The organism is Serratia sp. CoH_134_PS_4 (assembly GCF_058190535.1).
This window is the reverse complement of record NZ_JBXWKI010000004.1, coordinates 168,345-193,647: the sequence shown is the minus strand read 5'-3', so window position 1 is coordinate 193,647 and position 25,303 is coordinate 168,345. Positions and strand designations below refer to the sequence as shown.

General features: G+C 53.4%; 26 protein-coding genes and 1 other RNA gene. 15 read left to right on the top strand and 12 right to left on the bottom strand.

Annotated elements, in window-relative coordinates; translation table 11 throughout:
- Positions 1-825 carry an HMP-PP phosphatase gene (gene cof, locus AC2FCQ_RS09265; protein ID WP_490308084.1) on the top strand — a complete coding sequence of 275 codons (825 nt, stop codon included), beginning with the start codon at positions 1-3 and terminating at the stop codon, positions 823-825.
- 112 nt (positions 826-937) lie between these two features.
- On the opposite strand, the gene AC2FCQ_RS09260 is transcribed toward cof, so the two are convergent.
- Entirely contained in the window at positions 938-1,978 is a 1,041-nt protein-coding gene (locus AC2FCQ_RS09260; RefSeq protein ID WP_209636920.1) for a PLP-dependent cysteine synthase family protein, read from the bottom strand.
- 123 nt (positions 1,979-2,101) lie between these two features.
- Here AC2FCQ_RS09260 and AC2FCQ_RS09255 point away from each other — a divergent pair, with 123 nt between their 5' ends.
- The 5 genes from AC2FCQ_RS09255 (at position 2,102) to amtB (ending at position 8,166) form a co-directional block, all read left to right on the top strand.
- Positions 2,102-2,563: an Lrp/AsnC family transcriptional regulator gene (locus AC2FCQ_RS09255; protein ID WP_061806800.1), complete on the top strand. Its 462-nt coding sequence runs from the start codon at positions 2,102-2,104 to the stop codon at positions 2,561-2,563.
- 97 nt (positions 2,564-2,660) lie between these two features.
- Positions 2,661-4,436 carry a SmdA family multidrug ABC transporter permease/ATP-binding protein gene (locus AC2FCQ_RS09250; protein WP_209636518.1) on the top strand — a complete coding sequence of 592 codons (1,776 nt, stop codon included), beginning with the start codon at positions 2,661-2,663 and terminating at the stop codon, positions 4,434-4,436.
- Positions 4,429-6,207 (top strand): SmdB family multidrug efflux ABC transporter permease/ATP-binding protein, encoded by a 1,779-nt coding sequence (locus tag AC2FCQ_RS09245; RefSeq protein ID WP_209636516.1) that lies wholly within the window; start codon positions 4,429-4,431, stop codon positions 6,205-6,207. The genes AC2FCQ_RS09250 and AC2FCQ_RS09245 overlap by 8 nt, the downstream gene beginning before the upstream one ends.
- Before the next feature lie 297 nt (positions 6,208-6,504).
- Entirely contained in the window at positions 6,505-6,843 is a 339-nt protein-coding gene (glnK, locus tag AC2FCQ_RS09240) for a P-II family nitrogen regulator (protein WP_012005549.1), read from the top strand.
- A 36-nt stretch (positions 6,844-6,879) separates the two neighbouring features.
- Entirely contained in the window at positions 6,880-8,166 is a 1,287-nt protein-coding gene (gene amtB / locus AC2FCQ_RS09235; RefSeq protein ID WP_209636515.1) for an ammonium transporter AmtB, read from the top strand.
- A 93-nt stretch (positions 8,167-8,259) separates the two neighbouring features.
- Here the strand turns inward: amtB and tesB are convergent, their stop codons facing one another.
- The gene (gene tesB / locus AC2FCQ_RS09230; RefSeq protein WP_209636514.1) at positions 8,260-9,123 is read right to left on the bottom strand and encodes an acyl-CoA thioesterase II; all 864 of its coding nucleotides are present in this window, start codon (positions 9,121-9,123) and stop codon (positions 8,260-8,262) included.
- Between the two features lie 229 nt (positions 9,124-9,352).
- Between tesB and AC2FCQ_RS09225 the strand changes: the two genes are divergently transcribed.
- Entirely contained in the window at positions 9,353-9,844 is a 492-nt protein-coding gene (locus AC2FCQ_RS09225) for a YbaY family lipoprotein (RefSeq protein WP_209636512.1), read from the top strand.
- Positions 9,845-9,909: 65 nt separating this feature from the next.
- Here the strand turns inward: AC2FCQ_RS09225 and AC2FCQ_RS09220 are convergent, their stop codons facing one another.
- Positions 9,910-10,224: an MGMT family protein gene (locus tag AC2FCQ_RS09220; RefSeq protein WP_245209923.1), complete on the bottom strand. Its 315-nt coding sequence runs from the start codon at positions 10,222-10,224 to the stop codon at positions 9,910-9,912.
- Between the two features lie 155 nt (positions 10,225-10,379).
- Here AC2FCQ_RS09220 and ffs point away from each other — a divergent pair.
- Positions 10,380-10,476: signal recognition particle sRNA small type (gene ffs, locus AC2FCQ_RS09215), an RNA gene on the top strand.
- Between the two features lie 123 nt (positions 10,477-10,599).
- Here the strand turns inward: ffs and AC2FCQ_RS09210 are convergent.
- Both AC2FCQ_RS09210 and AC2FCQ_RS09205 read right to left on the bottom strand, forming a co-directional pair.
- Positions 10,600-11,943, bottom strand: a complete 1,344-nt coding sequence (locus AC2FCQ_RS09210; RefSeq protein ID WP_209636510.1) for an NCS2 family permease — start codon at positions 11,941-11,943, stop codon at positions 10,600-10,602.
- A 97-nt stretch (positions 11,944-12,040) separates the two neighbouring features.
- Entirely contained in the window at positions 12,041-13,828 is a 1,788-nt protein-coding gene (locus AC2FCQ_RS09205; RefSeq protein WP_490308083.1) for an adenine deaminase, read from the bottom strand.
- A 138-nt stretch (positions 13,829-13,966) separates the two neighbouring features.
- Here AC2FCQ_RS09205 and AC2FCQ_RS09200 point away from each other — a divergent pair, with 138 nt between their 5' ends.
- Positions 13,967-14,896 (top strand): LysR family transcriptional regulator, encoded by a 930-nt coding sequence (locus AC2FCQ_RS09200; RefSeq protein ID WP_209636506.1) that lies wholly within the window; start codon positions 13,967-13,969, stop codon positions 14,894-14,896.
- A 79-nt stretch (positions 14,897-14,975) separates the two neighbouring features.
- On the opposite strand, the gene hha is transcribed toward AC2FCQ_RS09200, so the two are convergent.
- The 3 genes from hha to AC2FCQ_RS09185 form a co-directional block, all read right to left on the bottom strand.
- A complete protein-coding gene (hha, locus tag AC2FCQ_RS09195) occupies positions 14,976-15,179 on the bottom strand; it encodes a hemolysin expression-modulating protein Hha (RefSeq protein ID WP_044548719.1) in 204 nt (67 codons plus the stop codon).
- Positions 15,180-15,234: 55 nt separating this feature from the next.
- Positions 15,235-15,603 carry an Hha toxicity modulator TomB gene (gene tomB, locus AC2FCQ_RS09190; RefSeq protein ID WP_004940312.1) on the bottom strand — a complete coding sequence of 123 codons (369 nt, stop codon included), beginning with the start codon at positions 15,601-15,603 and terminating at the stop codon, positions 15,235-15,237.
- Between the two features lie 162 nt (positions 15,604-15,765).
- A complete protein-coding gene (locus AC2FCQ_RS09185) occupies positions 15,766-16,092 on the bottom strand; it encodes a hypothetical protein (protein ID WP_265554883.1) in 327 nt (108 codons plus the stop codon).
- Positions 16,093-16,383: 291 nt separating this feature from the next.
- On the opposite strand from AC2FCQ_RS09185, the gene AC2FCQ_RS09180 reads away from it, so the two are divergent.
- From AC2FCQ_RS09180 to AC2FCQ_RS09165, 4 genes are read left to right on the top strand one after another with little or no spacing between them, the layout of a single operon-like run.
- Positions 16,384-16,569: a hypothetical protein gene (locus tag AC2FCQ_RS09180; RefSeq protein WP_490308082.1), complete on the top strand. Its 186-nt coding sequence runs from the start codon at positions 16,384-16,386 to the stop codon at positions 16,567-16,569.
- Entirely contained in the window at positions 16,566-17,279 is a 714-nt protein-coding gene (locus AC2FCQ_RS09175; RefSeq protein ID WP_209636504.1) for a metal ABC transporter ATP-binding protein, read from the top strand. Before AC2FCQ_RS09180 ends, AC2FCQ_RS09175 begins: the two co-directional genes overlap by 4 nt.
- A complete protein-coding gene (locus AC2FCQ_RS09170) occupies positions 17,276-18,133 on the top strand; it encodes a metal ABC transporter permease (RefSeq protein ID WP_265554563.1) in 858 nt (285 codons plus the stop codon). Before AC2FCQ_RS09175 ends, AC2FCQ_RS09170 begins: the two co-directional genes overlap by 4 nt.
- A gap of 25 nt (positions 18,134-18,158) precedes the next feature.
- Positions 18,159-19,037, top strand: a complete 879-nt coding sequence (locus tag AC2FCQ_RS09165) for a metal ABC transporter solute-binding protein, Zn/Mn family (RefSeq protein WP_490308081.1) — start codon at positions 18,159-18,161, stop codon at positions 19,035-19,037.
- A gap of 109 nt (positions 19,038-19,146) precedes the next feature.
- On the opposite strand, the gene ykgO is transcribed toward AC2FCQ_RS09165, so the two are convergent.
- The 4 genes from ykgO to sdeX form a co-directional block, all read right to left on the bottom strand.
- The gene (ykgO, locus tag AC2FCQ_RS09160) at positions 19,147-19,290 is read right to left on the bottom strand and encodes a type B 50S ribosomal protein L36 (RefSeq protein ID WP_037425251.1); all 144 of its coding nucleotides are present in this window, start codon (positions 19,288-19,290) and stop codon (positions 19,147-19,149) included.
- 12 nt (positions 19,291-19,302) lie between these two features.
- On the bottom strand, positions 19,303-19,560 hold the full coding sequence (locus tag AC2FCQ_RS09155; protein WP_037425248.1) for a type B 50S ribosomal protein L31: 258 nt from the start codon (positions 19,558-19,560) through the stop codon (positions 19,303-19,305).
- Positions 19,561-19,740: 180 nt separating this feature from the next.
- Positions 19,741-22,887 carry a multidrug efflux RND transporter permease subunit SdeY gene (gene sdeY, locus AC2FCQ_RS09150; protein WP_209636498.1) on the bottom strand — a complete coding sequence of 1,049 codons (3,147 nt, stop codon included), beginning with the start codon at positions 22,885-22,887 and terminating at the stop codon, positions 19,741-19,743.
- Positions 22,888-22,904: 17 nt separating this feature from the next.
- On the bottom strand, positions 22,905-24,092 hold the full coding sequence (gene sdeX, locus AC2FCQ_RS09145; protein ID WP_209636496.1) for a multidrug efflux RND transporter periplasmic adaptor subunit SdeX: 1,188 nt from the start codon (positions 24,090-24,092) through the stop codon (positions 22,905-22,907).
- A 142-nt stretch (positions 24,093-24,234) separates the two neighbouring features.
- Between sdeX and acrR the strand changes: the two genes are divergently transcribed.
- Together acrR and AC2FCQ_RS09135 are read left to right on the top strand one after the other, a co-directional pair.
- The gene (gene acrR / locus AC2FCQ_RS09140) at positions 24,235-24,918 is read left to right on the top strand and encodes a multidrug efflux transporter transcriptional repressor AcrR (RefSeq protein ID WP_209636494.1); all 684 of its coding nucleotides are present in this window, start codon (positions 24,235-24,237) and stop codon (positions 24,916-24,918) included.
- An 11-nt stretch (positions 24,919-24,929) separates the two neighbouring features.
- Positions 24,930-25,283 carry a DsrE/DsrF/TusD sulfur relay family protein gene (locus AC2FCQ_RS09135; protein ID WP_209636492.1) on the top strand — a complete coding sequence of 118 codons (354 nt, stop codon included), beginning with the start codon at positions 24,930-24,932 and terminating at the stop codon, positions 25,281-25,283.
- Positions 25,284-25,303 lie beyond the last annotated feature (20 nt).

Here is a 25,303-nt window from a genome sequence, read left to right as displayed (position 1 = left end):
ATGTATCGCCTGGCGGCTTTTGATATGGATGGCACTTTGTTGACACCGGATCACCGGGTTGGGTCGGAAACTCTGGCGGTGCTAAAGCAGCTTGTTGAGCGAGAGATGTTCGTCACTTTCGCGACTGGGCGTCACTACCTGGATGCACAGCCGATCATGGCGCAGCTGGGTCTGCAAGGGTATCTGATTACGGGCAACGGTACACGGGTCTATGATAATCAGGGGCAGCAGCTGCACGCCACCGATTTGCCTGCCGATATTGCTGAAGAGGTCTTGCATACCCATTGGTGCACCGAAGCCAGTATGCACGTATTTCGTGACGAAGGCTGGATGACGGAGTTCGCGGTGCCGGAGGAGATGCTCCGGGCGCACCACTTGAGTGGTTTCCATTACCAACTTACCGAAGTGCGGCGCTTGCCGGCGTTTGGCAACAGCAAGGTCTGCTTTGTTGGGCCGCATGAAGAACTGCTGAAGCTTCAGGTACAACTGCGGCAACATTTTGCTGCCCGCGTTGATCTTTGCTTCTCCGCGTATGAATGCCTGGAGGTTTTGCCGTTGGGCTGCAATAAGGGCTCAGCACTGGACACCTTAAGCCGTCATCTGGGGCTGAAAATGGCGGACTGCATGGCGTTTGGTGATGCGATGAACGACAAGGAGATGCTGGCGGCAGTAGGGCACGGGGTGGTGATGGGCAACGCGTTGCCACAGTTGAAGTCGTTATTGCCACAGCTACAGGTTATCGGCCACTGCGAACAGCAGGCAGTGGCTCACTATTTGCAACATTGGCTGCGTTCACCTTGCCTCACCTATTCCCCCGAATTATGAGGTTTTATTGGCGGCCGCCGGGTAAGACTTACCCGGCTTTTTTTATACCCGGCATCTTTCAAGCCGCAGCGTTGTTGGCTGCAACTCGAAAGCCATTGGGGATTATTGCTGATTACAAATCTGCCAACTGCGCCAGATAGGGGGTCAGATCGCCGATATTGTTGCTGACCCATTCTTCGTTGTAGTAGGTATCCAAATAACGTTCGCCACTGTCGCACAGTAAGGTGACGATGGAACCCTGCTCGCCGTTTTCCCGCATCTGTTTTGCCAGCTGTAATGCGCCCCAGACGTTAGTGCCGGTGGATGCGCCCACTTTGCGTCCCAAGACCGTCTCCAGCCAATGGATAGTCGCAACACTGGCGGCATCAGGCACGCGCAACATGCTATCGACCACGGAAGGGATAAATGATGGCTCGGCGCGAGGGCGGCCAATGCCTTCAATTCGGCTGCCGCAACTGCCAATCAGGGTACGGTCACGCTGGTGGAAACAATCATAGAACACCGAGTTTTCCGGATCGACTACCATCAGGCTTGTGTCGTGCCCCTGATAGCGGATGTAGCGGCCCAGCGTTGCGGAGGTACCGCCGGTGCCGGCGCTCATGACGATGTGTTTAGGGACCGGGAAAGGTTCGCGAGCCATTTGGCGGAAAATACTGTCGGCGATGTTGTTGTTGCCACGCCAGTCGGTAGCACGTTCTGCGTAAGTGAACTGATCCATGTAGTGGCCGTTAAGTTCTTTCGCCAGTTGCTCGGAGACGGCGTAAATCTGCGCTGCATGATCGACGAAGTGACATCGGCCACCATAGAAGGCAATCTGCTCAACTTTGCGGCGCGCGGTACAGGAAGGCATCACAGCAATAAAAGGCAAGCCAATTAATCTGGCGAAGTAGGCTTCTGACACCGCTGTACTGCCGGATGATGCCTCGATTATGGTGGTGTTTTCGGTGATCCAGCCGTTGCACAGGCCGTACAGGAACAGCGAGCGCGCCAGGCGGTGCTTCAGGCTGCCGGTCGGGTGCGTACTTTCGTCTTTCAGGTACAGGCAGATACCAGGAAATTCAGGCAGGTTCAGGCGGATCAGGTGCGTGTCGGCGGAGCGTTGAAAATCCGCTTCTATTTCACCGATAGCATATTTTACCCAAGAATTTGTCATCATCTGGCCTCAGAATAGGGGAGCTTATTTACCGCATAATATAGCCCGCCGCTGAGAAAAAAGGATTGCCATTTTTCCTGTTTAATCGCCTAATGGGAGAAAATTATTCTCCTGGTTGTCGATATGTTAGATAAAACAGACCGTAAATTACTTTGCATGCTGCAGCAGGATTGCACGCAGCCGTTACAGGCACTGGCGGATGCGGTCAATCTGACGTCGACACCCTGCTGGAAAAGGCTCAAGCGGTTGGAAGAGGAGGGCTATATCCGTGGACGGGTTGCGCTACTCGATAACGAAAAGCTCGGTTTGGGTCTGACGGCATTTGTACTGATCAAAACGCAGCAGCACAGCAGCGAGTGGTATCAACAGTTTGTGCAACTGACCAAGCAGATGCCGGAGGTGCTGGCGTTTTACCGCATGGCGGGAGAATACGATTACCTGATGCAGGTAGAAGTGGCGGATATGAAGAGCTACGACAGCTTTTACAAGCGCCTGGTGAACGGTGTGCCGGGGCTGATCGACGTGACTTCCAGCTTCGCGATGGAAAAGATCAAATACACCACTGCACTGCCGGTTCCTGAGTGAAAAGTTCACCAAATCGGCGAAGTAACGGTGGTATCCTACTCTGCTGAGGCAGATCGAGAGAAAAAACGATTACATCTACATCTTGGAATAAAACTGCGTGAGACTATTTGCTCAAATCGGCTGGTATTTCCGCCGCGAGTGGCGCCGCTACTTAGGGGCGGTGGTGCTGCTGATCATCATTGCCATACTGCAATTGTTGCCGCCCAAGCTGGTGGGGATCATTGTGGATGGCATCACCGAAAAACAGATGTCCGGTGGGGTGCTGATGGCATGGCTGGGGCTAATGCTCGGCACCGCGGTGGTTGTTTACCTGTTGCGCTATGTGTGGCGGGTATTGCTGTTTGGCGCGTCCTATCAGCTCGCCGTTGAACTGCGTGAAAACTTTTATCGTCAACTTAGCCGTCAGAACCCGGCCTTCTATCTGCGTCACCGTACGGGCGATCTGATGGCGCGTGCCACCAACGACGTCGATCGGGTGGTGTTCGCTGCCGGTGAAGGTGTATTAACACTGGTGGATTCGCTGGTGATGGGGTTGGCTGTATTGGTGGTAATGAGCACCCAAATTAGCTGGCAGCTCACCCTGATATCGCTCATTCCCATGCCGATCATGGCGATCGTTATCAAGTATTATGGCGATCAGTTGCACCAACGCTTTAAATCAGCGCAGGCCGCGTTCTCCAGCCTGAACGATCAGGCGCAGGAAAGCATGACCAGTATTCGGATGATCAAGGCGTTTGGCCTGGAAGATCATCAGTCCAATCAGTTTGCTGAAGTGGCAGCCCAAACTGGCGCCAAAAATATGCATGTGGCGCGGGTGGATGCCCGTTTTGACCCGACGATTTATATCGCCATCGGTACCGCCAATCTGTTGGCGATCGGCGGCGGCAGTTGGATGGTGGTAAACGGTTCTATGACGCTGGGGCAACTGACCAGTTTCGTCATGTATCTTGGCCTGATGATTTGGCCCATGTTGGCGCTGGCCTGGATGTTTAACATTGTCGAGCGCGGCAGCGCGGCCTATAGCCGTATTCGCAGTCTGCTGGACGAAGCACCCGCGGTAACCGATGGCGAGCATAGGTTGCCAGCAGGGCGAGGCAGTCTGGCTGTCGATATCCGGGCTTTCCACTACCCGGGCAATACGCATTCGGCACTGCACAATGTGGTATTGAAACTGGAGCCAGGACAAATGCTTGGGCTGTGTGGGCCGACCGGTGCCGGTAAATCGACGTTGCTGTCGTTGATCCAGCGTCAGTTTGATATTGATGATGGCCAAATCAGCTATCAGGGGTTGCCGTTGACGCAGGTGAAGCTCGACGATTGGCGTTCACGCTTGTCTGTGGTTAGCCAGACGCCGTTCTTGTTTTCTGACAGCGTGGCAAATAACATTGCACTGGGGAATCCGGGTGCGACGCAGGAACAAATTGAGCGAGCAGCTCGGCTGGCCAGCGTACATGAGGATATTTTGCGTCTGCCGCAGGGGTATGAAACCGAAGTGGGCGAGCGTGGCGTGATGCTGTCCGGCGGGCAGAAACAGCGTATTTCTATTGCCCGAGCCCTGTTGCTGGATGCGGAAATCCTGATCCTTGATGATGCGCTGTCGGCAGTGGATGGCCGTACTGAACATCAAATTCTGCATAACCTGCGTAGCTGGGGACAAAACCGGACGGTGATTATCAGCGCACACCGGCTCTCGGCGTTGACCGAAGCCAGTGAAATTCTGGTGATACAGCACGGTAGCGTGGCGCAACGTGGCCAGCATGCGTCGCTGGCGGCTCAACCCGGTTGGTATCGCGATATGTATCGTTATCAGCAACTGGAAGCGGCACTCGATGAGGCTCCTGAAAGCGGTGAGGAGATGTTACCCAATGAATAAGGTGCAAAAGCTGTGGCCGACGCTGAAACGGTTGCTGGCTTATGGATCGCCGTACCGGAAACCGCTGGGGTTGGCGGTGTTAATGCTGTGGGTCGCAGCAGCGGCGGAAGTCGCCGGACCCATTCTGGTCAGCTACTTTATCGATAACTATGTTGCCAAGGGCCAGCTGCCGTTGATGATCGTCTGTGGGCTGGCAGCCGCCTATATTCTGTTGGAACTGCTCGCAGCAGCGCTACACTATTTTCAGGCGTTGCTGTTCAACCAGGCGGCAGTCGGGGTGGTTCAACGCCTGCGTACGGACGTGATGGATGCCGCGTTACGCCAGCCGCTGAGTGCCTTTGATACGCAGCCGGTCGGGCAGTTAATCTCGCGGGTAACCAACGACACGGAAGTGATCAAAGATCTGTACGTGATGGTCGTGTCCACCGTATTGAAAAGTGCTGCGCTGATTGGCGCCATGCTGGTGGCGATGTTTAGCCTCGACTGGCGTATGGCACTGGTGGCGATCTGCATCTTTCCTGCGGTGTTTGTGGTGATGGGGATTTATCAATATTACAGCATACCGATTGTGCGGCGAGTACGTAGTTATCTGGCAGACATTAACGATGGCTTTAACGAAGTGATCAACGGTATGGGGGTCATTCAGCAGTTCCGTCAGCAGCTTCGCTTTGGCGAACGCATGAGCGCCGCCAGTCGTTCTCATTATACCGCCCGCATGCAAACCTTGCGGTTGGATGGTTTTCTTTTGCGTCCACTGCTCAGCCTGTTTTCGGCGCTCGTGCTGTGCGGCCTGTTGATGCTGTTCGGCTTCAGTGGTGAGGGAGCGATCGGCGTTGGGGTGTTGTATGCCTTTATCAACTATCTGGGGCGTCTGAATGAGCCGCTGATAGAGCTGACGGCGCAGCAATCTATCTTGCAGCAGGCAGTTGTCGCCGGCGAGCGTATTTTCGAATTGATGGATCGTCAGCAGCAGAGTTACGGCACGGATGAACGCCCGCTGGAAAGCGGGCGCATAGATATAGACGATCTGAGCTTTGCCTACCGTGATGACAAAAAGGTGCTGCAGCATATTTCGCTGTCGGTGCCGTCGCGTGGTTTTGTGGCGCTGGTCGGCCATACCGGCAGCGGTAAGAGTACGTTGGCCAATCTGTTAATGGGCTACTACCCCGTTAACCAGGGAGAGGTGCGTCTCGATGGGCGTCCGCTGGCCAGTCTGTCACACCGTACGTTGCGTCAGGGCGTGGCGATGGTGCAGCAGGATCCGGTAGTGATTGCCGAGTCAGTGCTGGCTAACGTTACCCTGGGGCGCAATATCAGTGAGGAAGCCGTCTGGCAAGCGCTGGAAAGGGTTCAACTGGCTGAGCTGGTGCGCGGCTTCCCGCAGGGTATTCATACGCGCCTGGGTGAGCAAGGTAACAATCTTTCTGTGGGCCAGAAACAGCTGCTGGCGATGGCCAGGGTGTTGGTGCAGGCACCGCAAATCTTGATCCTGGATGAGGCGACAGCCAACATTGATTCGGGAACGGAACAGGCGATTCAGCGCGCACTGCGTTTGATTCGCGAACATACCACGCTGGTGGTGATCGCTCATCGTCTGTCGACCATTGTGGATGCGGATACTATTCTGGTGCTGCACCGTGGCCAGGCCGTCGAGCAGGGCAATCATCAGCAACTGCTGGCGCAGCAGGGACGTTACTACCAGATGTATCAGCTGCAATTGGTGGGGGAAGAACTGGCCGCCGCTAACCGCGAAGAAACACAAACGGCGTAATGCCTGGGGCCGCTTTGGCGGCCTCTTACTTTTCCCACGCCTACGCACCACAAACAGGCATCACGGCTTTTTAAATCCCTTTCTCTGCACTTTTTCGACGCGTCACGCACCAAAATAGTGCGCAATATTTAATCAATCTTCTGTGCGCTGGCGCATTGGCGGCGACCTGCAGTGCAACGGATCGCCGTCCTGCCGGTTAATTTGCTGAATTAGCGTACAAAATCATTTGTGGCATAGCCTTTGCTTTATAAGACTCGTACCCGGGGTGAGTTTGGGCTTAATTCGTGGAGAGGCAATATGAAGCTGGTGACCGTGGTGATTAAACCATTCAAGCTGGAGGACGTGCGTGAAGCCCTATCCTCTGTAGGTATTCAGGGGCTGACCGTAAGCGAAGTGAAAGGCTTTGGTCGTCAGAAAGGGCATGCTGAGCTGTATCGCGGAGCCGAGTACAGCGTCAACTTCTTACCCAAAGTAAAAATCGACATTGCTATCGCTGACGACCAGTTAGATGAAGTGGTTGATGTCATTAGTAAAGCGGCCTACACCGGCAAAATAGGTGACGGCAAAATTTTCGTTGCCGAATTGCAACGTGTCATTCGCATTCGCACCGGCGAAACAGATGAAGCAGCACTGTAATCACAGGCTCAGTAAAGTAATGGGGATGGATTGATAATGAAAAAACTTTTATCCATGTTGGGCCTGAGTACGGTAACCATGGTTCCTTCTTTGGCCCTGGCCGCTCCGGCGGTCGCAGACAAGGCTGACAACGCCTTCATGATGATTTGCACCGCTTTGGTGCTGTTCATGACCTTGCCGGGCGTCGCGTTGTTTTACGGCGGTTTGCTGCGTTCCAAGAACGTGCTTTCCATGTTGACCCAAGTGACAGTCACCTTCGCATTGGTGTGCGTGTTATGGGTGCTTTATGGCTACAGTCTGGCTTTCAGCGAAGGCAATGCGTTCTTCGGTGGCTTCCAGACGGCGATGCTTAAGGGCATTGGCATCGACAGCGTTACCGGCACCTTTAACCAAATGATCCACGTGGCATTCCAGTGCTCATTTGCCTGTATTACCGTTGCGCTGGTTGTGGGGGGCTTTGCCGAACGAATCCGTTTCTCTGCGGTAGTGATCTTCGCGGCAATTTGGTTCACCATTTCTTACCTGCCAATTGCCCATATGGTGTGGGGCGGTGGTTTGCTCGCTACAGATGGTGCACTGGACTTTGCCGGTGGTACCGTCGTGCACATCAACGCGGCCAGTGCTGGCCTGATTGGCGCTTACCTGCTGGGCAAGCGCGCGGGTTTCGGTAAAGAAGCCTTCAAGCCGCACAACTTGCCAATGGTGTTTACCGGTGCGTCCATCCTGTACATCGGTTGGTTTGGCTTTAACGCCGGTTCTGCCAGCGCGGCTAACGGTGTTGCGGCCCTGGCGTTCCTGAATACCGTGGTGGCTACTGCGGGCGCGATTCTCTCATGGACCTTCGCTGAGTGGATTGTGCGTGGCAAACCTTCACTGTTGGGTGCTTGTTCCGGCATGATCGCCGGGCTGGTTGCGATAACACCGGCTGCGGGCACCGTGGGTGTTGGCGGGGCGTTGATTATCGGCCTGGTCGGCGGCATTGCCGGTCTGTGGGGTGTGGTCACGCTGAAAAAATGGCTGAAAGTTGATGATACCTGTGACGTGTTCGGCGTGCATGGCGTGTGTGGCATCGTCGGCTGTCTGCTGACAGGTGTGTTCACCTCTGCTTCGCTGGGCGGTACGGGCTACGCAGAAGGCGTTACTATGGGCCATCAGGTGTGGATCCAGTTGTTGAGTGTCGTGATAACCCTGGTCTGGTCTGGAGTGGCTGCCTTTATCGCTTTCAAAGTGGCAGGGGCTATTGTCGGTCTGCGCGTGCCGGAAGAGCAGGAGCGCGAAGGTCTGGACGTCAACAGCCATGGCGAGAGTGCCTACAACCAATAAGCCTTGAAGAAGGGCAGTGCGCTAAATAACTCGAAAAATAATGATGATGCAAAAAGGGCGATGGTGACATCGCCCTTTTTCTTTGGTGGGCGATTAGGCTTCGCGTTGGCGGATCACGCCTTCCTGAACCGTCGTCGCAACCAACTGGCCATCACGGGTATAGAATTGGCCGCGTACAAAGCCACGGGCGCCGGAAGCAGAAGGGCTTTCCACCACGTACAGCAACCAGTCATCCATGCGGAATGGACGGTGGAACCACATTGAGTGGTCGATCGTCGCGACCTGCATGCCCGGTTCCAGGAACCCGACGCCGTGCGGCTGTAGCGCGGTTGGCAGGAAGTTGAAGTCAGACGCATAGCCGAGCAAATACTGATGGATACGCAGATCGTCCGGCATGGTGCCATTGGCGCGGAACCACACGTAGCGGTGCGGTTCTTCCACGCTGCCTTTCAATGGGTTATGGAATTTGACCGGGCGCATTTCAATCGGTTTCTGGCCGATAAACTTCTCGCGCACTTTATCCGGCAACATGTGCGACAGCTTCTGGGCAATCTCCGATTCAGACATCAATCCTTCCGGAGGCGGCACATCTGGCATGGTGTTCTGGTGCTCAAACCCTTCTTCTGGGCTTTGGAAAGAGGCCGTCATATAGAAGATCGGTTTGCCGTGCTGGATAGCGCTGACGCGGCGGGCGCTAAAGCTGTTGCCGTCACGCAGGATTTCCACGTCATAAATAATCGGCTTACTGCTGTCGCCGGGGCGCAGGAAATAGCTGTGGAATGAATGCACGCTGCGCTCAGCCGGCACGGTTTGCTTGGCAGCATACAGTGCCTGGCCAACGACTTGGCCACCGAATACCTGACGTAGTCCCAGGTCTTCGCTTTGACCACGGAACAACCCTTCTTCAATTTTCTCCAGATCCAGCAGATCAAGGAGGTTTTGCAGTGCCTGGCTCATAAAGTTACTACCCTTTTATAATCATTTTGAGCAGTGTGCGGAATATCACGGCAAGACGTCAATATATTGCGTTAAAGCGCAGGGAAAATGGACTGAATACTGAGCGTTATTAGAGGGCTAAATGATTAATAGGCAGGACTAAATGGATTTTTCAGTATTTTGTGCTAAGTTTAATGAGTGCGGTGGTGAAAGCCACCAACATGTTGATAATAAAAAAGGAGACCGATCCATGAAACTCTGGCAAATCGTAGGTGGAGCAACAGCATTAACGATCGCCCTGGCGGGCTGTGCCCAAAAGAGCGCGAAAGTGCCCACACCGACCGCGGGAAACGCAGCGATTGCGCAAACGCAGATTCAGGGCCCGGCGGTGACTGGTTCGGTTAACATTCGCCAGCGCATAGCGCTGCCGCCGGATGCGGTACTGACCGTTACGCTCTCTGATGCCTCACTGGCGGATGCGCCATCTAAAGTGATTGCCCAGCGTGCCGTTCGCACCGAGGGCAAACAGGCTCCGTTTAATTTTGTACTGCCGTACAATCCGTCCGATATACAGCCTAATGCGCGCATTATCCTGAGTGCGGCAATTACCTTAAATGGTCGGATGATGTTCATTACCGACACCATTCAGGAAGTGGTGAATCGTAACGGCACCCGTGCTGACTTGGTGATGGTTCCGGTGCAGGGCATGGCCGCACAGGCTGCCCCGACAACGATGCCATAACCCGGCAAGTCTGAAGCAGTAAACGATGAACAGCCTTTGCGCTCTGGCCAAAGGCTGTTTTGTTACTACCAGCGCCAGCCGTACACCTGCAGATCAATCGTGCTGTGTTTGCCGAAGATAATCCCCTCCTCAAGCAATGCCTGCCGCTGGCGTTGGAAATCCTCTCCCTGCTGCGATATTTGCCCGTGCCGGTTAATGACCCGGTGCCAAGGGAGGCTGCTGCCTTCAGGCAAACGTCTGAGTACGCCGCCGACTTGCCGAGCTGCACGCGGTGAGCCGGCCAGCTGTGCGACTTCTCCATAGGTCGTGACCTTACCATAGGGGATGGCGGCCACCACGTGGAATACGCGTTGGCTGAAGGAGGCGTCTTCTGGTTCCATAGTGTCTTCCTGCGCGAGTAAAATCCCAAGCGAAGAGTGTGCCACAGGCGAGGTGGGTAAGAAAACAGCGGTTGGCCGGGGTTGGCTTGCTATTTGGCGGGGCATAGCCGATAATGCCCACCGCTTCAGAGTACAGAAGCCGTCAATGGGGGCCCTGTTGGTTCTCCCGCAACACTAACTTGTGAACTCGGTCAGATCCGGAAGGAAGCAGCCGTAGCAGGTGACGTGTGTGCCGGGATGTAGCTGGCAGGGCCTCCACCAATTTCAGCGTCACGCCAGCCTCTTTAACCTTCATCCCGCTCGTTTGCCATTGCCAGGCTAATAATGTCGCAGCAGGAATACTGCCGGCGCCGACTGCTCGCCAGCTTTTCCACATCAGTGCCTAACCAGCGTGGCGAAGTAGTACGCCAGTGGGATCGCCAGCAGATAAAGACCTACAGGTACTTCACGCCACTTACCGGCAATCACCTTGATAATAATATAAAACAACAACCCACCTGCGATGCCTGTGCCAAAGCTGTTGGCGATCAATGTGATCATTACCATCATCAGTACCGGCAAGCCGTCGGTAAAGTTGGCTAAGTCGACTTTGCGCAGCCCGCTGAACATATTCAGGCCGATCAAAATCAGCGCTGGTGCAGTGGCTTCTTTCGGGATCATCAGGGCAACCGGTGTGAACAGCAGCATCAGTAAAAACATCACTGCCGCCGCCAGTGCGGTTAGCCCGGTTTTTCCGCCGGCTTCAGCCGCTGCAGAGGACTCGATCAGCGCTGTGGCAGCAGGAATACCGACACAGGGACCGAGGGCTGCGGCAATAGAGTCCACCATGAATGGTCGGTTGATGTGCGGCATATTGCCGTGCTCGTCCAACAATCCGGCCTCACCCCCCACAGCCAGCGTCGTGCCCATGGTTGAGAAAAACTCCGAAGCGAAAAACACGAACAGATAGGGTAAGAAGGCAATATTCAATGCGCCGACCAGATCGACATGGCCGAGTACCGGAGCCAATGAATGCGGCATGGCCATCAGGCTGGTTGGCAAATGCGTGACGCCGAATGGGATGCCGACCAGAGTAGCGACCAGGATCGCCCAGAGAATAGCGCCGGGGATGCGGCGGGCCTGCAGAGCAATCGCTAAAAACAGGCCACACAGCGCAATCAATGCACCGGGCGCAGTGAAGTCCCCCAGCATTAGCGCGTTGGATTTTGCGTTGGCCAGTACCAGCCCGGCGTTGCGGAACCCCAGTATTGCAACAAACAGCCCGATCGAGGCCGTTAGCCCAAGCTTGATCGACTGTGGTACCGAACGGGTGACCACTTCACGTAGCCCTAGCCGGGTCAGGACAAAAAATAAAATGCCGGACCAACAAGCGATACCCAGACCAATTTGCCAACTAATGCCTTCACTGCCTGCCAATGTCACACCGACCAGCACCGAACCACCGATACCCGGCCCAACAATAAACGGCAGATTGCCGTAAAATGCCATCAGCAAGGTACCCAGCACGAACACCAGAATGGTGCCTGTGGTGACGGCGCCTTTATCCATGCCTCCGACAGCCAGTAACCCGGGGATCACGACCAGCAGATAGGCCGCAGCCAGAAAACCGGTGATCCCGGCCAGGCATTCGGTTTTGACATTACTTTGCCGCGCGTGCAGTTGAAAACGCCGCTGCAGCCAGCTCCCTGGTGTTGGAGCAGGTACTGAATTTTCTGCCATAATGGCAATCTCCCGTCGCTATACCTATCGTATTTCATGTTGAACGGCTGGCCGTAGCTTGAAATCTATAGGTTATCTGTTGTTATTATGTTTGTGTTTATGCTGGTGTTTCCCAGCAGGCGATCAGTGGATCGACAATCTGGCGCGTTGTGCCGTCAGTCAGGCCGAGATCGGTCAGGTGTGGTCCGGCGTTGCATGCCAGACAGGTGCCTTCTATTGCTTTGAAAACCCGGTAAGGCGGCTCCCAGTCAGCTATCAGTGCGCTCATGGCGCGCAGGTTTTTAAACTGTTGTGCCAATTCGCTGGCAGGTAGATCCGAAAGCATTCCGGCAATCGGCATCGCCACCTGTGCCAGGATCTTGCCGTTTTGACTTAAGGCCATGCCGCCGCCCGTGGTGATGAGGGTATTGGCGGCCAGTGCCATGTCGGCAGGATCGCGGCCCAGCACCACGAGATTGTGTGAATCATGCGAATAGCTGGTGGCGATAGCGCCACGCAGTTCACCCCAACCTTCCAGTAGCGCCAGTTGTGGCGTGGCTTGGTGACGTCCATGACGATGCTGAACCCAAATCAGGCTAAAACCCTCTGGAATCTGTACGTTACCGTCACGTACTTCGACCGTTTTTTCTCCCCACTGGGTAAAACGGGCACCCTTGATGTGGCGCAGAGTCGCTTGGCCATGGCGGATCGCAGGAACCTTCAGGATGAAATCGTCTGCAACTCGCGGTTGCAGCTGCAAGGTGTTACGCGGAGCCGTGACATCCGGGTTAGCGTTGAGGGGAGCCAGCATTTTGCCGTCTTGTGCCATCAGCTTTCCTGCGACGTAAACCTGCCGGGCATGAAGGTGTTCCAGCGAATCGAATACCACCAGATCTGCGATACGGCCTGCGGCAATCAGCCCAAGATCGTTACGCTGCAAGCGGATGGCGGCATTGAGCGTAGCCATGCGTAACACATCAGTCGCCGGTAACCCTTGTTCGATCAACATATTAAGCAATGCCACGATGCCGCCTTTTTCCAACAGCATATCGGGTGGTACATCGTCGGTGCACACTGTGACTTGTGAGGACAGATGCGGGAGCGTTTTCAGTGCTGCGACGATCTCCGGCAGCAGGTAAGGGTGAGAGCCTCTTATTTCTAACGTCAGACCTGCGCGTAATTTTTCCAGCGCATCTGCCCCTGAGGTCAGTTCGTGGTCAGAAGTAACACCTGCGGCCAGGTAAGCTTGTAGTTGAGCACCGCTCAATCCACGTGCATGTCCTTCAATCAACTTACCGCTGTTTAACCCGGCATTAAGGATCTCGAGCATACGGTCGCTGCCGTTGAGTACGCCATGCATATCCATGACTTCGGCAACGCCGCCGACCTCCGGCCATGCCAGCATGGTTTCCATCTCCTGGCCGCCAAAGTCGGCCCCGGACATTTCTAATCCTGGTGTGGAAGGTACGCTTGAGGGCGCAGCGCAAATCACCCGGAGCGGTAAGCCTCGGCTGGCATCAACGGCATAACGCACGCCAGCAACGCCGAGCACGTTGGCCAGTTCGTGCGGATCCCAGAAGATCGTTGTGGTCCCCTGGGCGACGACGATCTCAGCATAGCGTTCTGGTGGCAAGTGCGAGCTCTCAACATGCACATGGGTATCGATCAACCCAGGGCTCAGATACGCACCAGCCAAATCCTGTGTCAGCAAGGCGTCAGTCATTGTGGTGCAAGGGTGAACGCTGGCAATCAGCGAGCCAACGATGCCGACATCAACGTGGCGAACCTCACCGGTTGCCATGTCAATGAGTGCAGCGTTTGTCAGCAGTAAATCAAAAGGATGTTGGCCTAGTGCGGCTTTCACCGCACGCTGGCGTTCGCCCGTGCTGGTGCAATGAGTGGTCATGGTGATTACCCGGCATAATGACAGGGTTGTTACTCTAGGCGGGCGTACGGGCTTTGCACAGATGATTTAATTTATCGCCTGATAAGAAACGTTTATGCTGTCGCAAACGTTTACTTTGTTGGCTGACGGAAACCTGACATGTCTGAACCCTGGCGCCGGTTGCCCGCGCTTTCTCTGAAACAGATCCAATATTTCGTTACTTTGGCGAGGTTGCGGCATTTTACCGATACGGCAAACCGACTGGCTATCAGTCAGCCGGCATTGAGCAGTGCGCTGCGGCAGATAGAGTTGGTGTTAGGGGGCAAGTTGGTGAATCGCACCGCCTCGGCGGTGACCTTAACTGAACAGGGCGCGGCTATCTTGCCACATGCTGAACGGCTGCTGAATGTGGCGCAGGCCGCGTTTGACGATATGCAGCGTATTATGTTGGCAGGTGGCGACGGGACTGTGCGTATCGGGCTGGTGCCTTCAGTCAGCGGGTTATTATTTCCGGCGGTGCCGCAATTGCTGGCGACGCACTTTCCCCGTCTGCGTATCGAGTTTCATGATCAAACAAATGACTCGCTGTTATTACAGTTAGATAACGGGTTAATCGATTTTGGTATTGGTGCACTGGATAGCTCGGTGCCAGAATCGCTGGAGATATATCCGTTGCAGGAAGACCCCTTTGTGGTCGTCATGCGATGTGACGATCCTCTGGCGGAATCACATCACCTACCGTGGCGGCAATTAACCCGGCGGGATATCGCCGTTTTTTCTAAAGGGAATATCAGCAGATTGGTGTTGGCATTGGCGGAAAGCCACCGTTTGAATTTAACCGCACGTTACCAGGTGGATTTTTTAGAGACGTTATATGGTTTAGTGCGTTCAAAATTAGCCGTGGCAATTTTACCGCAACTTTACACCACGCATTTGAATGATGAAGAATTAACCGTGGTTCAGCTACAGCAGCCAATGCTCAGCCGCACCGTGGCGTTAATGCGCAGCGCACACCGAAACCATCCGGTATTAATTGATGATTGTTTCCAATTGTTATTGCAAGAATTCCAAAAGCGAATGAAAGTCTAGGAAGTCAATGAGATAAATACGCTAGCAGGGGAACATTGAAGCCGATGAATGTATCGGCTCAACGCATTTTACGCTGGGACTATCGTACGAACTTCCAAACGGCCGTTGGGATTTTATCGTACAGTTTATTCATGGTGAGCTCAGCCAAGCGATGGTCGGCTGCAGAGTAAAACAACTCAAGCTCATCATCTGAAAGCTCATATTTGTTTTTTTCAATGACGCGTTCCAGTGTGTCAATTGTGGTGCATTTACGTAAACGCATCAGATAATCAATTTTAGTCATGATAACCTTTGGTGTTATAAACCGTAGAGAAGAATAATTTGGGGATAATTATCCCCTAAGTTTTCATTGTCGTACAGATGTCCTCTCCTGAGAACATTCTGAATAATCGCGCCTTGGTTTTTTGCCAACGACGCAAATCGGAATCATTTATACCGTAACTGCTGAACAGCGTGTAGGTATCATCGAGATACTCTTCGACTAACTCCGATAAATCACTTTCGTCCATGTATTTAATTTTATAACTCATCACAAACGAAGCAATATGTTCTATCAACTCATTAAGCTGAAGGTTGACGGAAGATGTCGGATCGTTCACCCAGCCGTGATGGCTGTCGCCCAGCGTGGCAATGCCTTCATCATACAGGTTTTCGCACAAGAATTTTAGCTGAGCAATATCGTGCCTTTTAGGCGAATACTCATCCATATCATCCCCTCCGTAAGTCTTAATTTCGGTGTTGATAACACTCTGTGAGTAAGCTGATTTACATCATAGACGGAGACAGCTTAATGAAGGTGACAGAATAAACTTTCCGTATAATGAATATAAATCATTTCTTCGCATCTGGCCTGCTGTTATTACGTAAACTTACAATTCATCTGCTGTAGATGGCCGAGAGTTATCAATGATGTCAAAGATGAGTCCCTGTTCGGCAACGCGAAAAGTGACACTATCGCTGATGTATTCCTCGGCGTTGATATCCAGACAGGCATTGAAAATTGTCCATTTATAGCGGTAACTCATTGAATACTTATCGTTGCTCAGTGCTTGAATATCAAGTATCTCTAATGAACCCTCAGCATAATGCGCACTTTCTGAATAAAAACTCAAGCCGCTGGTCAATGCCGGTTCCAACTCTGACATTTTATCGAGGATCGCTTTCTTTAGTTTTTTAACAGAAAGTGCTTCCGTCATTGTTCGACAGTGGAGAATTAGATCCATTTAATGCCTGACCTTATGGCGTTCCCGTCTAATTATCTTACTCCTTTTTGGACACTTCGTCGGTAAACTTTTCGTTAACTAAAGGCTTTTTTACACTAACCCAACGTTGCTTATCAGTTAATAACCCTGACGCTACCCAGCATACCTCTAAAGAGTCGCTCTCGTTTTCGAAAAAGTGTCACATGTCGGCAGGTTACTCACTTTATTGTTACGTTCGGTTGCACTAATCACCGGGTCGGCGCTTGAGCTGTTGAAGTGTTTGTGATGTTATACTATAACAATTTAATTTCCTGTCGTCTGACCATGAAACTGACATCCACATCACACGATGACGCTACGCCGTCATTACATTCACTGTTCACGGACTCTGCAGGGTTGCGCTGTGGCATTGCCGCATTGCTGTTGGTTTTACTCTGGCTAGGCATACTCTGGGCGGTGGCATTGCCATGATAACGTTACAAGAGGCCGTGATCGGTTACGGTGGTGCACCTCTGTTCCCACCGCTCAGTGGTCACTTTGCTACGGGGTCTCTGACCGCCGTTGTCGGGGTAAACGGGGCCGGAAAGTCCACGTTGCTGAAAACGTTGGCTGGGCTTTTGCCGCTACAGAACGGCAGTCTGTCCTTCAGCGGCCATTCATTACCGCGGATGGCGTATTTGCCGCAACAGGCTGAATTGGACCGCCAGTTTCCGATCGTGGTGAGCGATCTGGTGGCGATGGGAAGCTGGCCGCAGAGCGGCATGTTTGGTGGATTGCGCAAACGCGTTGTACTGCAAATTGCTGAAGCGTTAGAGACCGTGGGTATGACGGCGATGGCACATAGCCCGGTTGGCGAGCTTTCTGGGGGCCAACTACAGCGAGTCTTGTTCGCACGTCTGCTGGTCCAGCAGGCGCCGCTGATTTTACTGGATGAACCTTTTACCGGCATCGACAGCGCAACGACGCAATTGTTGTTGCAGGTGATCGCGCAGTTGCATCAACAAGGGCGAACCGTCATTGCGGTACTGCATGACATGTCGATGGTGGCTAACCATTTCCCTCAAGCGTTATTACTGACACCAGAATGCTGCCATTGGGGAGCAGCCGGTCGAGTGTTGGAGCATATCCCCGCGTTGAATGTCGCCAGCCCACCGGTATGTCGTATGGCGGTGGCGCAATGATGTTACTTGATTCACTTATTGATCCCTTTGCTTCATTCGGCTTTATGCGTCGTGCGTTGGTTGCCTGCTTTGCGTTGTCGCTGAGCGCCGCACCGCTAGGGGTTTTCCTGTTGCTGCGGCGCATGAGTCTGGTTGGTGATGCGTTATCTCACGCGGTGCTGCCAGGGGCCGCGATCGGCTATCTGATTTCCGGCATGTCGCTGGTCGCAATGGGCGTCGGTGGGTTTATTGCCGGGTTGGCGGTAGCGATGCTGTCCGGATTGGTCAGTCGCCGGACGTTGCTGAAAGAAGACGCCAGTTTTGCAGGTTTCTATCTGGGATCTCTGGCTCTGGGGGTGACTTTAGTTTCGCTACGGGGGTCCAGCGTTGATTTACTGCACGTGTTGTTCGGTTCGATCCTGGCGGTGGACACGCATGCCATTTTAATGGTGGGGGCGATAACCAGCTTCTCTCTGCTGGTGTTAGCCGCATTGTACCGTGCGCTGGTGATTGAATCTTTTGACGCCACCTTTTTACGCGTCAGCGCACCCCGTTGGTTGGCGCTGATACACGGGATGTTTCTGGCTTTGGTGGTCATCAACCTGGTCGCCGGTTTCCAGATCCTCGGTACCCTGATGTCGGTTGGGTTGATGATGTTGCCCGCTGCCAGCGCCCGTTTTTGGGCGCGCAATCTGCCGCACATGTTGGCGGTTGCTATGGGGATCGGCATGCTTTCGAGCTTTATTGGGCTTGAATGGTCGTACTACGCGTCATTGCCCGCCGGTCCTGCAATCGTGCTGAGTGCCAGCGTAATCTTTTTTGCTTCGATTCTGTTTGGGACGCGTGGGGGAATCTACTCTCTCGCGCGCCGTTGAGAAGTGCTATGTGCAAGGAGAAAGTATGAAACGTTTACCTATATCGCTGGCAGTGGCTGCTCTGCTGTCCAGCCCATTGGCTATGGCGAAGACCGTTGACGCCGTTGCCAGTTTTTCTATCCTCGGTGATATCGTCAAGCAGGTGGGGGGAGAGCATGTCAGTGTCTCTACATTGGTAGGCCCGGACGGCGACCCACACAGTTTTGAGCCGTCACCGAAAGACAGCAAGCTGCTTTCACAAGCGGATGTGGTGTTTGTCAGTGGCCTGGGCTTGGAAGGGTGGATCGATCGCCTGGTCAGCGCATCAGGGTACAAAGGGCAGGTGGTTACGGCATCGCAGGGGGTTAATTCGCGGAAGACGAATGAAGATGGTAAGGAAATCACCGATCCCCACGCCTGGAACAGTATGAAGAATGGCGTGCTGTATGCGACTAACGTGATGAATGCACTGATTGCGGCAGACCCTGAAGATGCCAACTATTTCCGCCAGCGAGGCGCGGAGTATATCCAGCAGTTGCAAAAGATGGATCTGTGGGCAAAAACAGAATTTGCCGCGGTGCCTCAGCAAAAGCGTAAGGTGCTGACCAGTCATGATGCTTTTGGCTATTTTGGGCAAGAATATGGCGTCACCTTCCTTGCCCCGGTCGGTTTCTCTACCGAGGCAGAAGCCAGCGCCAGCGACGTGGCCGGTTTGATCAAGCAAATCAAACAAGAAAAGGTTAATGCTTACTTTATTGAAAACCAGACCGATCCACGCCTGGTGAAGCAAATTGCCGCTGCCACGGGGGCCAAAGCAGGGGGCGAACTGTATCCAGAGGCCTTATCCAACGCCAACGGGCCAGCAGCCACTTACGTGCAGGCGTTCAAGCACAATGTCGATACTCTGCTCGGCAGTATGAAATAACGGATTTGCCCTGTCTGTCAGGCAGGGCATTTTTGCTGTTTCAGCTTTCTCCATAAAAAAAGCCCCGTTGAGCAGCAACGGGGCTTTGCGACAGACAGCGGGTACTGCATTACTTACGTTTTTTCTTACGTCCCTGTACCGCTTTGAAGCGTGGGTTACTTTTACAAATCACATAGATACGACCTTTACGACGCACGACTTTGCAATCTGGATGGCGATTTTTCGCAGAACGTAACGAGCTCAAAACCTGCATATTGATTCCCTTTTACTTGCTGCCAGTAAAGAAGCGGCCAAAACGCTGCTGGAAGCGTGCGGTGCTGCCTTCTTTCGAGAACTCTTTCTGCTTGCCCGTGTAATACGGATGAGAAGCGGAAGAGATGTCGAGAGTGACGTACGGCCAGCTCTCACCTTCAAGCTCAATGGTGCGGTCGGTCTTAATCGTCGAACCCACCTTAAAGTAGGTATCGGCACTGAGGTCGTGGAACACGACGGTGCGATAGTTTGGGTGGATGCCTGCTTTCATGATGCGCTCCAATGTAATGTTATACTATAACAATAATTATGCGCTGCACGGCATCACGGATCAAGTACAAAATGCATTTGTAGATAAATTAATGAGAGTGATTTGCATTAAGCGGATGAAGCAAAAGGAAAAGGCCGCATAAGCGGCCTTTGTATTCAGAGGTAAGCACTCACCGTGTTATCAGTGATGCTCGACCGGATGGCTGTGTTCCACATCCTCAGACTTCTTGCTGAAGCGGCGACGAACCACCACGAAGAAGACCGGAACAAAGAAGATGGCCAAGACGGTTGCGGTAATCATCCCGCCCATCACGCCGGTACCTACTGCGTTCTGTGCACCGGAGCCTGCACCGCTACTGATAACCAGCGGCAGTACCCCGAGGATGAAGGCCAGTGAAGTCATCAGAATTGGACGAAGACGCATACGCACCGCTTCCAACGTGGCTTCTATCAGACCTTTACCTTCTTTATCCATCAGATCCTTGGCGAATTCCACAATCAATATGGCGTTCTTCGCCGACAGACCTATAGTGGTCAACAGCCCCACCTGGAAGTACACGTCGTTGTTCAGACCGCGCATCGTCGCTGCCAACAGCGCACCGATAACCCCCAGTGGCAGAACCAGCATAACCGAGAACGGAATTGACCAGCTCTCATACAACGCTGCCAGACACAGGAACACCACCAAAATCGAGATGGCGTACAGCGCTGGGGCCTGATTACCGGACAGACGTTCCTGATAAGACATACCGGTCCAGTCGTAACCAATGCCGCTCGGCAGTTTCGAAGACAACTCTTCCATCATGTTCATTGCTTCACCGGTACTCTTACCCGGTGCAGCCTGACCCAGAATCTCCATGGAAGGCAGGCCGTTATAACGTTCCAGACGCGGTGAGCCGTATTCCCACTTCGCGGAAGCAAAGGCGGAGAACGGAACCATCTGGCCGCTGGTGCCACGAACAAACCATTTATTGATGTCTTCTGGCAACATACGGAACGGTGCGTCAGCCTGTACGTATACTTTCTTCACACGACCGCGGTCGATGAAGTCGTTAACGTACGAACCACCCAGTGCCGTTGTCAGCGTGCTGTTAATGGTGGTGATGCTGACACCCAGCGCCTTGGCTTTCTCTTGGTCGATAATCAGCTTGAACTGCGGCGTATCTTCCAGGCCGTTTGGACGCATGCCCACCAGCAAGTCGGGATGCTTGGCTGCCATGCCCAACAGCTGGTTACGTGCTTCAGTCAGTTTTTCGTGGCCCAGGCCACCCTGATCAATCAGCTGGAAGTCGAAACCGGTCGCGGTACCCAGTTCGATAATCGCTGGCAAGTTGAACGGGAATACCAAGCCGTCTTTGATTTGCGAGAACGCACCCATGGCGCGGCCTGCAATCGCGGGCACTTTATTTTGCTCACCTTTACGCTCGGACCAGTCTTTCAAACTGACGAACGACAGACCGTTGTTCTGACCATTACCGTTAAAGCCGAAGCCCGCTACGGTAAACACAGAAACCACGTTATCTTTTTCTTTGGTCAGGAAGTAGTCTGTGACTTCTTCCAGTACCTTAGAGGTACGTGCTTCGGTCGCACCCGCTGGCAACTGCACCATGGTTAACAAAATACCCTGGTCTTCTTCTGGCAGGAACGAAGAAGGCAGACGCAGGAACAACAGCCCCATACCGACGACGATCAGCAGGTAGATCACCAGATAACGACCTGTGCTGCGCAGAATGCCCGCGATGCTGTCGGTGTAGTGGTGGGTGCTCTTTTCGAACATGCGGTTAAACCAACCGAAGAAGCCGGTTTTAACCCCGTGATCGCCCTTCGGCACCGGTTTGAGCATGGTGGCGCACAGCGCGGGTGTCAGGATCAACGCAACCAGGACTGACAGTGCCATCGCAGAAACGATAGTGATGGAGAACTGACGGTAAATGGCACCCGTTGAGCCGCCAAAGAATGCCATTGGTACGAATACCGCTGACAGCACCATAGCAATACCGACCAACGCGCCCTGGATCTGTTCCATCGATTTCTTGGTGGCTTCTTTCGGCGGGAGTCCCTCTTCGGACATCACACGCTCGACGTTCTCTACCACCACGATGGCGTCATCCACCAACAAGCCTATCGCTAGCACCATGCCGAACATCGTCAGGGTGTTTATCGAGAAGCCAAACGCCGCGAGAATAGCGAAGGTCCCCAGCAATACCACCGGTACCGCAATCGTTGGGATCAACGTTGCGCGGAAGTTCTGCAGGAACAAATACATCACCAGGAACACCAGGATGATGGCTTCGATCAGCGTTTTTACCACTTCGTTAATGGAGATTTTAACGAACGGGGTCGTGTCGTACGGGTAAACCACTTTCATCCCTTGAGGGAAGAAAGGTTGCATCTTGGTTAACGCGTCTTTAACCGCTTTCGCGGTGTTCAGGGCGTTGGCACCCGTGGCCAGTTTGATACCCAAGCCTGCAGCAGGTTTACCGTTGTAACGCGCCGTAACGGCATAGCTTTCCGCACCGCGTTCAATGTGCGCTACATCGCTCAAGCGAACCTGAGAACCGTCAGCATTCACCTTCAGCAGAATTTTACCGAACTCTTCTGGAGAGGTCAGACGGGTCTGCGCAATGATGGAGGCGTTAAGTTGTTGACCTGGCACCGGTGGCATCCCACCCAGCTGCCCTGCGGCGATCTGGTTGTTCTGCTCGGTGATGGCGGACGTCACATCCGTCGTGGTCAGTTGGAAATTGTTCAGCTTGTTCGGATCCAACCAGATACGCATGGCATACTGGGCACCAAACAGTTGCACTTCACCTACGCCGGATGAACGGCTGATAGGGTCTTTGATGTTAGAGGCCACATAGTCCGCGATATCGTCCTGAGTCATGCTCGGATCGTCGGAAATGAAGCCGGCAACCATCAGGAAGCTGCTGCTCGATTTTTCAACTTTCAGGCCCTGCTGCTGTACTTCTTGTGGCAGCAGCGGTGTAGCCAGTGACAGTTTGTTCTGAACCTGAACCTGTGCGATATCAGGGTCGGTGCCAGAGTTAAATGTCAATGTAATGGTGACGCTACCAGAGGAGTCACTGGTGGAGGACATGTACATCAGATTATCGATACCGTTCATATTCTGTTCGATAATCTGAGTGACGGTATCCTGAACCGTTTTTGCATCCGCGCCCGGATAGTTTGCGGAAATACTGACCGCAGGTGGTGCAATAGTTGGATACTGCGCTATAGGCAGTTTCATTATTGCAAGCACCCCCGCCAACATGACGATGATGGCGATTACCCAGGCGAAAATCGGGCGATCTATAAAGAACTTAGCCATGTCTTACCGGCTCCTTTTTATGACTTCTGCGCTTCAGACTGCGGCTGCTTTTGCGCCTGAGTGTCAACTTCCTGCACTTTTACCTGAGCGCCTGGGCGGGCTTTCATTTGGCCAGTGACGATCACGCGGTCGCCGGCTTTCAAACCGTCGGTAACCAGCCATTTGTCGCCAATCGCCTGATCCGCTTTCAGCGTGCGCATTTCGACTTTGTCGTCAGCGCCCACGACCAGAGCCGTCGCTTCGCCACGTGGATTACGTGTCACACCCTGTTGTGGAACCAGCAACGCATCGCTACGCACGCCTTCATCCAGACGGGCGCGAACGAACATGCCCGGCAACAGGATATCGTTCGGGTTCGGGAACATGGCTCGAATAGTGATGGAGCCCGTGGTTTCATCAACGGTGACGTCAGAGAATTCCAGCGTGCCTTCCTGCTCGTACTGCACGCCGTTTTCCAGCAGCAGTTTCACCTTGGCTTTACCGTTTTCCTGTTTCAGCGCACCGCTGGCCAGTTCTTGCTTCAGGCGCAGGAAGTCGTTGCTCGACTGCGTGACGTCAACGTACATCGGATCAAGTTGCTGCACGGTGGACAGGGCAGTGGTCTGGCCGTTAGTCACCAGCGCACCTTCAGTTACGGCAGATTTGCCGATACGCCCGGAGATCGGTGAAGTCACTTTGGTGTAAGCAAGATTGATGCGTGCGGTTTCCACTGCGGCTTTTGCAGCGACCACTGCGGCCTCTGCCTGCTGCAGTGTGGAGACAGCGGTATCGTAATCCTGCTTACTGATGTAACTGGTACCCAGCAATGGTTTATAGCGGTTTACCGTGACGCGCGCGATCGATGCGCTGGCCTGTGCTTTGGCCAAATCGCCTTTGGCACTGTCATAGCTTGCCTGATAGGTAGCAGGATCGATCTGATACAGGGAAGACCCTGCTTTGATATCACTGCCTTCAACGAAGTTGCGTTTCAGGATAATACCGCTAACCTGAGGGCGAACTTCGGCGATACGATACGCAGCGGTACGGCCAGGAAGATCGGTAGTAATGTTGAGAGGCTCTGCCTTCAACGTCACTACACCCACTTCGGGAGCCGGTGGTTGGGCGCCTTGCTGTTGGGTTTCTTTATCGTTACATCCTGTAAGCATTAAGCTGCCTGAAAGCATCAGAACTGCCGCCAGAGGCGTTAACCCTCTGTTTTTGTTCATAGAAAAACCTCAAGTGTCCGATTTCAAAATGATCAATGGATCACAAGCTTTAAAACCCATTGCTGCGTTAATTATATGTGCGTGCTATGGTACATACATACGCGAATGTATGTAAATCACACTCCCCCTAAAAAACAACGTCATGGCACGAAAAACCAAACAGCAGGCGCTAGAAACTCGGCAGCACATACTTGATGCTGCAGTGCAAGAATTCTCTGAACGTGGCGTTTCTGCAACGTCACTGACAGATATTGCCACCGCTGCTGGGGTTACGCGTGGTGCAATTTATTGGCACTTCAAGAACAAGGTAGACCTGTTTAACGAAGTTTGGGAATTATCAGAGTCGAAAATAGGCGATCTCGAACTAGAGTATCAGGCAAAGTTCCCCGAGAATCCACTGCGTATTTTACGAGAAATTCTGATTTACATTCTGACGGCTACGGTCGATGACAGCCGCCGCAGAGCCCTGATGGAAATCGTTTTCCACAAGTGCGAGTTCGTGGGTGAAATGATGCCGTTGCAGGAAGCGCGTAAAGTGCTGTACCTGGCTGGTTACGAACGCATCGAGTCGGTACTGCGTGACTGCATGAGCCATGGCCAACTGCCTGCTGATTTACATACCCGCCGTGCGGCGATCATCCTGCACGCCTATATTACCGGCCTAATGGAAAATTGGCTGTTTATGCCGGAGAGCTTTGACTTGAAAGCAGAAGCCACGATGCTGATCGATTCTTTCCTCGAAATGGCTCAGTTTAGCCCCACCTTGCGTATCAAGCCGGAAGAGCTGGCGGCACTGCCGTGCAGCGTCGAAAGTCATCCTTTATAAGGAGAAGCACTATGTCATCTGTTGTGTTGATCGCCAATGGCGCCGCCTATGGCCACGAATCGTTATTTAATGCATTACGCCTGGCGATTGCGCTGAAAGAACAGCAAACCGACCTCAATCTGAAACTGTTCCTGATGTCCGATGCGGTAGTGGCGGGCCTCGCCGGGCAACAGCCGCATGAAGGCTACCATTTGCAGCAGATGCTGGAAATTCTCACTGCGCAGCAGGTGCCGGTGAAGCTGTGTAAAACCTGCGCGGATGCGCGCGGTGTCAGCCGGCTGCCGTTGGCAGATGGCGTAGAGATTGGCACGTTGGTTGAGTTGGCGCAATGGACGCTGGCGGCCGAGAAAGTGCTGACGTTCTGATCCCGGTACATCTGTACATC